An 8,605-nucleotide genomic window follows, 5' to 3' on the forward strand; every position below is an offset into this window, starting at 1 on the left:
CTTGCACGCAGTGCCAGGAGGCCTGCGATGCGGTGAGGGCAGGTGACTGCTGGGCGGTCTCCTGTGACACGGTCGGCCCCTACCTGTCGGCGTCGGTGTAGCGGATGACGCCGCGGATGTTGCGACCCTCGAGCATGTCCTTGTAGCCGTCATTGATCTGCTCCAGCTTGTACTGGGTGGTGATCATGTCGTCGAGGTTGAGCCTGCCCGCCTTGTACATCGACAGCAGCTGCGGAATGTCGAAGTGCGGGTTGCCGCCACCGAAGATGGTGCCCTGGATCCGCTTCTGCATCAGCGTCAGCATCGCCAAGTTGAGCGAGACGTTGGTGTCCAGCAGGCTGCCGATGGCGGTCAGCACCGTGGTGCCGCCCTTGGAGGTGAGGTTGACGTAGGTGTCGACGTCGGCGCCCTTGAGCTCGCCGACGGTCACGATGACCTGCTTGGCCATCAGGCCGTGGGTGGCCTCGGCGATGCCCGCGAACGCGGCGTCGGTATCCGGATAGGCGTGCGTGGCACCGAACTTCAGGGCCGCGTCGCGCTTCCACTCCACGGGCTCGATGACGAAGAGGTTGCGGGCGCCTGCGTTGACCGCACCCTGCACCGCCGACATGCCGACGCCGCCGACTCCGATCACCAAGACGTCGTCACCGGGCCGGATGTCGCCGGCCTTGACCGCCGAGCCGTAGCCCGTCGTCACGCCGCAGCCCACCAGGCAGGCCACTTCGAACGGGATCGACGGATCGATCTTCACCACGGAACTCTTGTGCACCACCATGTACGGGCTGAACGTGCCGAGCAGCGTCATGGGGAAGACGGGCTCCCCCTTGGCGGTGATGCGGTGGGTGTTGTCGGAGACGGCGAGGCCGCCGAGCAGGCCCGCACCGAGATCGCAGAGGTTGCGCAGGCCGGCCTGACATGACGGGCACGCACCGCAGGACGGGATGAAGGACAGCACGACGTGATCGCCGACGGCGATGTCCTCGACACCGGGGCCGACCTCGGTGACGATGCCCGCACCCTCGTGGCCGCCGAGGACCGGGAAACCGGCCATCGGGATATCGCCGGTCACCAGGTGGTGGTCGGAATGGCACATCCCGGACGCTTCCATCTGGATCTTGACCTCGTCCTTGACGGGGTCGCCGATCTCGATCTCCTCGATCGACCATGGCTGGTTGAATTCCCAGATCAGCGCGCCTTTTGTCTTCATCTTTACGTGCCTTCCACTAGAGCCAGTGAGCTCAGACTAGAGCCATTAGTTAGGTGCGTCACACCCACCCCCAAGCAACCGCTTGGCCGGGAGCTCACCAGATCGGCAACGGTGCTTCGCCGAGCGGGTAGTAGCCGGGCAATCGTTCGCCTGCGACGCTGCGCTCGATCCGCTTCTGCATGCCTTCGCTGAGATCGCCCGATTCGATGAGCTTCATGAACATCTTCGAGACGTGCCCGAAGTCGAAGAAGTCACGCTGCCACTCGATCAGCAGGTCCTCGTTGAGGCGGAACCAACTGCCCCCGATGCCGTAGATCTCGTCCCGGGTGCCGTCACTCTTGTTGACGATCTGCTTCCAGAAGCCGACGATCTCGCCCTGCTTCTCGTCGACGAGCACCTTCTGGTATTCGTAGACCCAGTTCTCCAGACCTTGCATCTCCAGACCTAGTGCGACGTCGCGGATTTCGTCGCGACCGACGCACATCACGTCTTCCTTGGGCCCGATGTTCCAACCGTAGGTAGCGTCTTCGGCGTAGAAGTCCGCCAGCGGGGTCCAGTCGCCCGCGGCCTCGGCATCGCGGTTGACCTGAAGCCACCGCTCGACCCAATCATCCAGCTGCTCGCGTGACGCCATGTCATTCCTTGTCTCTGAGGGAAATCGCTTGGGTGGGACACATTTCGATCGCCCGCTCGACGTCCTCGCGGATGTCGTCGGGGGGCTCTGAGTCGAGGATCTCGACGACGCCGCGTTTGGGCACCGCGAACACGTCCGGGGCCTCCAATTCGCACATCGCGTGGCCCTGGCAGAGGTCCTCGTCGAGTTCTACGCGGTAGCAGCCCATGACGATTACTACTCCACACTTCCCCGGTCGCTGCGCTCCTGCCCGCCGGAAACCCGCTTGCGGTAGCGCACCTTCGCCGGCTGCGCCAGTTGCACGACCATCTTCGAGTGATCGTTCTGGTAGGTCTCCGACGGCTGCGACATCTCGAACTCGTACTCGCGCAACAGCACCGAGAAGATCGCCTTGATCTGCATTTGAGCGAACGCCGCTCCGACGCAGCGGTGCTTGCCTGCGCCGAAGGGGATCCACGTCCACCGGTTGGCCAGATCTTCTTGTCGCGGCTTCTCGTAACGGTCGGGGTCGAAGTCGTCCGGGTGGGGGAAGTCCTCGGGAATCCGGTTCGAGATCGCCGGCGATGCGGCCACCATCTGACCCTTGTGGATCGGATGGCCCGCCACTTCGAATTCGTCCTGCGCCACCCGCATCAGGATGATGAGGGGCGGATGCAGGCGCAGCGTTTCCTTCAGCGAGTTGTCGAGTTTCGGAATCTGGCGCAGCGCATGGAAACTCACCTCCTGACCGTCCGCGTAGAGGTCGTCGAGCTCCTGCTGCACCTGGGCGTAGACCTCGGGGTGGCGCAGCAGCTCGATCAACGTCCACGACGACGTCCCCGAGCTGGTGTGGTGACCCGCGAACATCAGCGAGATGAACATGCCGGTGACTTCGTTGGCCGAGAAGCGCGGTGTGCCCTCCTCGTCCTTGATCGAGACCAGCACGTCGAGCAAGTCACGATCCTCTTTGCCCTTCGGCGGGTTGGCGATCCGACCGTTCATGATCTCTTGCACCAGCGCAACGAGTTTGACGCGTGACTCGTCGCGGATGCGGAAGCTCTCGATGTCCAGGTATGGGTCCACGTAGCACAGCGGGTCGGTCCCGCGTTCGAGTTGGTGGTAGTACTGGGCGAATCGACTGTCCAGCTGCTCGCGGAACTTCAGCCCGATGAGGCAGGCCGTCGAGGTGTAGATCGTCAGTTCCGAGAAGAAGTCGAGGAGCTCGACCTCGCCCTCGTCGCCCCAGTCGGCGATGATCTTCTTGACCTCGTTCTCGATGGTGGCCGCATGGCCCTTCATCTGCTCACCGCGCAATGCGGTGTTGTGCAGCATCTCCGCGCGCCGTTCGGGGTCGGCGTCGAACACCACGCCCTCACCGAAGATCGGTGTCATGAAGGGATAGGCCTCGGCCTGATTGAGATCGCTGTCGCTGGAACGGAAGAAGAACTCGTTGGCCTCCGAACCCGACAGCATGACGACCTGCTTGCCGGCGAGCTGGAACCAGCCGACGTCGCCGCACTCGGAGCGGATGCGGTTCATCAGACCGATTGGGTCGGTGCGGAACTCCTCCAGGTGGCCGTGTTCCTCTTCTTCACCGCCGGAGACGCGGGGGACGATCGCAGTGGTCATTGGTTCTCTCCATTCCCCCGGGTCGCTTCGCTCCTGCCCCCAGGGAGCACTTCTTCGTCGACTTTGAGCTGCTGGCGGTCCGTGGTGGTGTTCAGGGGCGCTTCTGGCTGAAGCTCCATACTCGCGACGAACCCGCCGCGCGGAGTTTCCGCGACGAAGGTGATGGCCCGCGCCAGATCCGAGGCGCGCAGGAAGTAGTCATGGCGCGCCTGGCCCCACTTGGCCCAATCCTCAAGGGCGGGGCCGATCAGTTCGGCGGGCAGGCTCCATCCCATCGACGTCTTGGTTGGGCCGGGGTGCACGATCGACGCGCGCACGCCGGTGCCCTCCAATTCCATCTGAAAGTTGGAGACCATCGCGACCAGGGCCGCCTTGGCGGCGCCGTAGGCCCCCATGTGCGGGCGCTGTCGGAGAGCAACGTCGGAGCCGACGAAGATCAGATCCCCACGTTGGCGTTCGAGCATGCCGGGCAGCACCGCGGTGGCCAGCCGGTTGGCGCCGACGAGGTGGATCTGAAGCTGCGAGTTGAAGTCGTCGGTGCTGATCTCGGCCAGCTTCCCAAAGTAGGTGTCGCCGGCACCTGCCACCAAGATCTCGATGTCACCGAGCGCGTCAACGGCGTTGGCTACGAAGGACTTCACCGAATTCGGATCGGTGACGTCGAGGTGGAATCCGACGGCTTCGCCGCCTTCGGCGCGGATCTTGCCGACCAGGTCGTCGAGCTTCTCCACGCGGCGGGCGCCGAGCGCGACGGGGAAGCCACGGGATGCGAGTTCGATGGCGGTCGCCTCGCCGATGCCTGCGGAGGCGCCTGCGACGATGGCGGGCCTGCGGTCGGGAAGGGGGGCAAAGCGGGGCATCAGCGGACCCTTACGGTGATCGGAAGATGGGCGAAACCGCGAACGCTGCTGGAGTGCACCCGGACCGAGTTGGCCTCGTCCACCTGGTAGCCGCTGATCCGTTTGAACAGTTCGGTGAGGGCCACCTGGGCCTCCATTCTGGCCAGGTGGGCGCCGAGGCAGAAGTGTGCCCCGCTCCCGAAACTGAGCAGCTTCGACCCGATGTCGCGGCCGATGCGGTAGTCGTCCGGGTTTTCGAACGCCCGTTCGTCGCGGTTGCCCGACCCAGGTAGTAGCAGCACGACGTCGCCCGCTGGGATCGTGGTGTCATACAGGGTCGTGTCGGCCGATACCAAGCGCGCCAGGATCTGGCTCGACGCGTCGTAGCGCAGCGTCTCCTCGACCCACGGCTTGACCAGCGAGTGGTCTTCGAAGACGGGAGCCAGCTGGTCGGGGTTCTTGAATCCCCAATATGCGGCGTTGGCAAGCAGTTTGGTGGTGGTTTCATTGCCAGCCACGACCATGAGGAACAGGAACGCGATGATCTCCTCGTCGGTGAGGCGATCGCCGTCGATCTCGGCCTCGACCAACGCCGAGGTTAGGTCGTCGGTGAGCGACTTGCGCCGTTGATCGACCATGGCGGCGTAGTAGACCATCAGGTCTGCTGACGCCTGGATGGCCTCCGCGGGGACGTCTCTGACTCCGTCATCGCGGTGCATGACGCCGTCGGCCAGGGCACGGATGCGGACTCGGTCTTCGGCGGGGACGCCCATGAGTTCGGAGATGACGTCCATCGGCAGCTTGCCCGCGAAGTCGTCGACGAAGTCAAAGCCGTCCGACTGCAACGCCGCGTCCAGATGCTGAACCGCAATCTCGATGACTCGGGACTCCAGCTCGCGAATTCGCCTGGGGGTGAATCCCTTCGACACCAGCGTGCGAAGCCGCAGATGTCCAGGATCGTCGAGGGCCAGGAACGACATCACCCGGTGCGCCTCGTCGTTGCGGGAGATCGGATCGAGCGAGACGCCGTGCCTGTTGGACAGCGTCGTGCTGTTGCGGAAGCCCTGCACGACGTCGGCATGGCGCGAGAGCGCCCAGAACTTCTGCTCTTCGTTGCGATAGAGCGGCGCCTCGTCGCGCAGTCGCCGGTAGTAGGGGTACGGGTCCTCGTGGAAGTCGTAGTCGTACGGATCGAGTAGAGGCGGCGCGGTTGCGGTCATCTTTCTTCTTCCAAGATGAGGCCGACCACGTAGCTGAGGCGGTCGGCGATCTGGTGGTAGGTGAAGGCGCCACTGCCCGCATTGACGAGGGCGCCGAAGTACGTCATCTCCAGCGCTGACACCACGCGAGGGTCGGTGTCGGGGCCTGCCGCCGACTTGATTCGGCGGTGGATCTCCAAGCCGATTCGGTCGCGGACTCGACGCACGGTGGGATCGCTGCCGGTGAGCAGTGCCGTCGTGCAGGCGGCGGCTACCTCGGGTTCGTCGGCGACCACCAGCGCCAGATTGCGCAAGGCCTTCTCGACACGGATCGGCATCGGTTCGTTGACGTCGGTGTAGTACGGCACCTGCTGCACGAGGTCGAGGTAGACCTCGGCGATCAAGTGGTTCTTGGATGAGAAATAGGTGTACGCCGTGGCCGGCGCGACCTTCGCCCGTGCGGCGACGGCCCGAACCGTGAGGTCGGCGTAGGACGATTCGCGCAGCATCTCGATGCCTGCGGTGAGGACCTTGCGAAAGGTCTCTTCCTGCCGACGGTTGCGCGGCGCTTCCTGGGCCGCCACCGCCGCATCACTGGACACATGTCCAAGTTATCCGACGATGCCCGTCCTCGGCAAGCGGGTGCCGAAAGTTGCCATTAATTACCTGCTAGAGACGTATATGACCCCCAGTCTGGTTCCACGCCCTTGCCATCGCCGCGCGTCTGCGGTTATGGTTCGATTCAATACAGTTGGACAGTTGTCCAGGGATGATCGGGAGTTCGAATGGCGCTGCTGGACAATCGCGAGAGCCGGCTGCTGATAGACGGCAAACTGGTTGCGGGCAGCGGCGGCACGTTCCCGACGCTGAACCCGGCGACCGAAGAGGTGCTTGGTGTCGCGGCCGATGCCACGGTCGACGACATGAATTCGGCGATCGCCGCAGCACGCAGAGCGTTCGACGAGACCGACTGGTCCACCAACGTCGAGCTACGCGTGCGCTGCCTTCGACAGCTGCAGCAGGCCATGCGCGATCACGTCGAGGAACTCCGCGAAATCACCATCGCCGAGGTGGGCGCACCGCGGATGCTTACGTCGATGGCGCAACTCGAGGGCCCGGTCGAGGACCTCAGCTTCTGTGCCGACACAGCGGAGTCCTACCAGTGGACCGCCGATTTCGGCGTCGCGGCGCCCATGGGCATGAAGACCCACCGCACGATCGCCAGGGAGGCGATCGGTGTCGTGGGTGCCATCACGCCGTGGAACTTCCCGCACCAGATCAACCTTGCCAAGCTCGGCCCGGCGCTCGCTGCAGGCAACACCGTCGTGCTCAAGCCCGCTCCTGACACGCCTTGGTGCGCAGCGGTATTGGGCGAGCTCATCGTCGAGCACACCGACTTCCCCGCAGGCGTCGTCAACATCGTCACCTCGAGTGACCACGGCGTCGGTGCGCTGCTGTCCAAGGATCCGCGCGTCGACATGGTGTCGTTCACCGGCTCGACCAACACGGGCCGCGCAGTGATGGCAGACGGTGCCGCCACCCTCAAGAAGGTGTTCCTCGAACTCGGCGGCAAGTCGGCCTTCCTGGTCCTGGACGACGCGGATCTGGCGGGTGCGTGTTCGATGGCCGCGTTCACCGCGTCGATGCACGCCGGCCAGGGGTGCGCGATCACCACGCGGCTGGTGGTTCCCCGAGCCCGCTACGACGAGGCGGTCGAGGCGGCAGCAGGGACGATGGCCGGCCTCAAGCCCGGTGACCCGAACGACGCCGGGACCATCTGCGGCCCGGTGATCTCCGAACGGCAACGCGACCGCATTCAGGGGTACCTGGACTCGGCGATCGCCGAGGGCGGCAGATTCGCCTGCGGCGGTGGGAGTCCCGCCGACCGCGACACCGGTTTCTTCATCGAGCCGACGGTCATCGCAGGTCTCGACAACACTGCCAAGGTGGCGCGTGAGGAGATCTTCGGTCCGGTGCTGACCGTGATCGCCCACGACGGCGATGACGACGCAGTGCGGATCGCGAACGACTCGCCGTATGGCTTGTCGGGCACGGTGTTCTCAGCGGACGACGATCGGGCGGCGGGAATCGCGGCGCGGCTACGGGTCGGCACCGTCAACGTCAACGGCGGTGTCTGGTACTCGGCAGACATGCCGTTCGGTGGCTACAAGCAATCCGGTATCGGCCGCGAGATGGGGCTCGCGGGATTCGAGGAGTACCTCGAAACCAAGGCGATCGCGACGTTGGCGAAGTAGGCAGACACCCGAGCGGCCAGTCATCACCCGGAATATGGCGCCAAGCGGGCAATAAGTGGCCACTCGGCCCAGAGAGGATTCAGATGGGGCTCTACGGAGATCAGTTCAAGGACAAGGTGGCCATCGTCACCGGTTCGGGCGGTGGCATCGGCCAGGCCTATGCGGAGGCGCTCGCGCGCGAAGGCGCCGCAGTGGTGGTGGCCGACATCAACGTCGAGGGCGCCCAGAAGGTCGCCGACGGGATCAAGGGCGAGGGCGGGAACGCGTTGGCGATGCGCGTCGACGTGTCCGACCCCGATTCGACCAAGGAGATGGCCGCCCAAACGCTGGCCGAGTTCGGCGGCATCACCTACCTGGTGAACAACGCGGCGATCTTCGGTGGCATGAAGCTCGACTTCCTGGTCTCCGTCGACTGGGAGTACTACAAGAAGTTCATGAGCGTGAACATGGACGGCGCGCTGCTGTGTACCCGGGCCGTCTATCGCAAGATGGCGAAGGGGGGCGGTGGAGCAATCGTCAACCAGTCCTCCACCGCGGCCTGGCTCTACTCGAACTTCTACGGGCTGGCCAAGGTCGGGATCAACGGCCTGACGCAGCAGCTGGCCACCGAGCTCGGTGGGCAGAACATCCGGATCAATGCGATCGCCCCAGGGCCCATCGACACCGAGGCCAATCGGACCACGACACCGCAAGAGATGGTCGCAGACATCGTCAAGCGGATTCCGTTGTCACGCATGGGCGAACCGGAGGACCTGGTGGGCATGTGCTTGTTCCTGCTGTCGGACCAGGCGAAGTGGATCACCGGCCAGATCTTCAACGTCGACGGCGGACAGATCATCCGCTGATGAGCGCTTGCGCGAAGA

The 8,605-nt window shown here is 64.5% G+C and carries 9 protein-coding genes; 2 read left to right on the plus strand and 7 right to left on the minus strand.

Annotated features, from left to right (window positions below):
- Window positions 1-79: 79 nt before the first annotated feature.
- The 7 genes from QOD90_RS16145 to QOD90_RS16175 form a co-directional block, all read right to left on the minus strand.
- Window positions 80-1,207: an NDMA-dependent alcohol dehydrogenase gene (locus tag QOD90_RS16145; protein WP_526351433.1), complete on the minus strand. Its 1,128-nt coding sequence runs from the start codon at window positions 1,205-1,207 to the stop codon at window positions 80-82.
- Window positions 1,208-1,301: 94 nt separating this feature from the next.
- On the minus strand, window positions 1,302-1,841 hold the full coding sequence (locus QOD90_RS16150; protein WP_526351435.1) for a nuclear transport factor 2-like protein: 540 nt from the start codon (window positions 1,839-1,841) through the stop codon (window positions 1,302-1,304).
- A gap of 1 nt (window position 1,842) precedes the next feature.
- The gene (locus QOD90_RS16155) at window positions 1,843-2,049 is read right to left on the minus strand and encodes a ferredoxin (protein WP_526351436.1); all 207 of its coding nucleotides are present in this window, start codon (window positions 2,047-2,049) and stop codon (window positions 1,843-1,845) included.
- An 8-nt stretch (window positions 2,050-2,057) separates the two neighbouring features.
- Window positions 2,058-3,449: a lanosterol 14-alpha demethylase gene (gene cyp51, locus QOD90_RS16160; protein WP_526351438.1), complete on the minus strand. Its 1,392-nt coding sequence runs from the start codon at window positions 3,447-3,449 to the stop codon at window positions 2,058-2,060.
- Entirely contained in the window at window positions 3,446-4,309 is an 864-nt protein-coding gene (locus QOD90_RS16165; protein ID WP_526351440.1) for an SDR family oxidoreductase, read from the minus strand. Before QOD90_RS16165 ends, cyp51 begins: the two co-directional genes overlap by 4 nt.
- Window positions 4,309-5,508 (minus strand): cytochrome P450, encoded by a 1,200-nt coding sequence (locus QOD90_RS16170; RefSeq protein WP_526351442.1) that lies wholly within the window; start codon window positions 5,506-5,508, stop codon window positions 4,309-4,311. Before QOD90_RS16170 ends, QOD90_RS16165 begins: the two co-directional genes overlap by 1 nt.
- Complete coding sequence (locus tag QOD90_RS16175) at window positions 5,505-6,089, minus strand: TetR family transcriptional regulator (protein ID WP_526351444.1); 585 nt, start codon at window positions 6,087-6,089, stop codon at window positions 5,505-5,507. Before QOD90_RS16175 ends, QOD90_RS16170 begins: the two co-directional genes overlap by 4 nt.
- A gap of 183 nt (window positions 6,090-6,272) precedes the next feature.
- On the opposite strand from QOD90_RS16175, the gene QOD90_RS16180 reads away from it, so the two are divergent.
- Both QOD90_RS16180 and QOD90_RS16185 read left to right on the plus strand, forming a co-directional pair.
- Window positions 6,273-7,742: an aldehyde dehydrogenase gene (locus QOD90_RS16180; RefSeq protein ID WP_526351446.1), complete on the plus strand. Its 1,470-nt coding sequence runs from the start codon at window positions 6,273-6,275 to the stop codon at window positions 7,740-7,742.
- Between the two features lie 83 nt (window positions 7,743-7,825).
- A complete protein-coding gene (locus tag QOD90_RS16185) occupies window positions 7,826-8,587 on the plus strand; it encodes an SDR family oxidoreductase (RefSeq protein ID WP_526351448.1) in 762 nt (253 codons plus the stop codon).
- The last annotated feature ends 18 nt before the right edge of the window (window positions 8,588-8,605 follow it).

Origin of the sequence: Mycobacterium sp. (genome assembly GCF_032161845.1) — a bacterium.
Lineage (GTDB): Bacteria > Actinomycetota > Actinomycetes > Mycobacteriales > Mycobacteriaceae > Mycobacterium.

What these genes read in the sequence shown, in the direction of transcription:
- QOD90_RS16145 (WP_526351433.1), bottom strand. Translation starts at nt 1,207, where the DNA reads ATGAAGACAAAAGGCGCGCTGATCTGGGAATTCAACCAGCCATGGTCG.
- QOD90_RS16150 (WP_526351435.1), bottom strand. Translation starts at nt 1,841, where the DNA reads ATGGCGTCACGCGAGCAGCTGGATGATTGGGTCGAGCGGTGGCTTCAG.
- QOD90_RS16155 (WP_526351436.1), bottom strand. Translation starts at nt 2,049, where the DNA reads ATGGGCTGCTACCGCGTAGAACTCGACGAGGACCTCTGCCAGGGCCAC.
- cyp51 (WP_526351438.1), bottom strand. Translation starts at nt 3,449, where the DNA reads ATGACCACTGCGATCGTCCCCCGCGTCTCCGGCGGTGAAGAAGAGGAA.
- QOD90_RS16165 (WP_526351440.1), bottom strand. Translation starts at nt 4,309, where the DNA reads ATGCCCCGCTTTGCCCCCCTTCCCGACCGCAGGCCCGCCATCGTCGCA.
- QOD90_RS16170 (WP_526351442.1), bottom strand. Translation starts at nt 5,508, where the DNA reads ATGACCGCAACCGCGCCGCCTCTACTCGATCCGTACGACTACGACTTC.
- QOD90_RS16180 (WP_526351446.1), top strand. Translation starts at nt 6,273, where the DNA reads ATGGCGCTGCTGGACAATCGCGAGAGCCGGCTGCTGATAGACGGCAAA.
- QOD90_RS16185 (WP_526351448.1), top strand. Translation starts at nt 7,826, where the DNA reads ATGGGGCTCTACGGAGATCAGTTCAAGGACAAGGTGGCCATCGTCACC.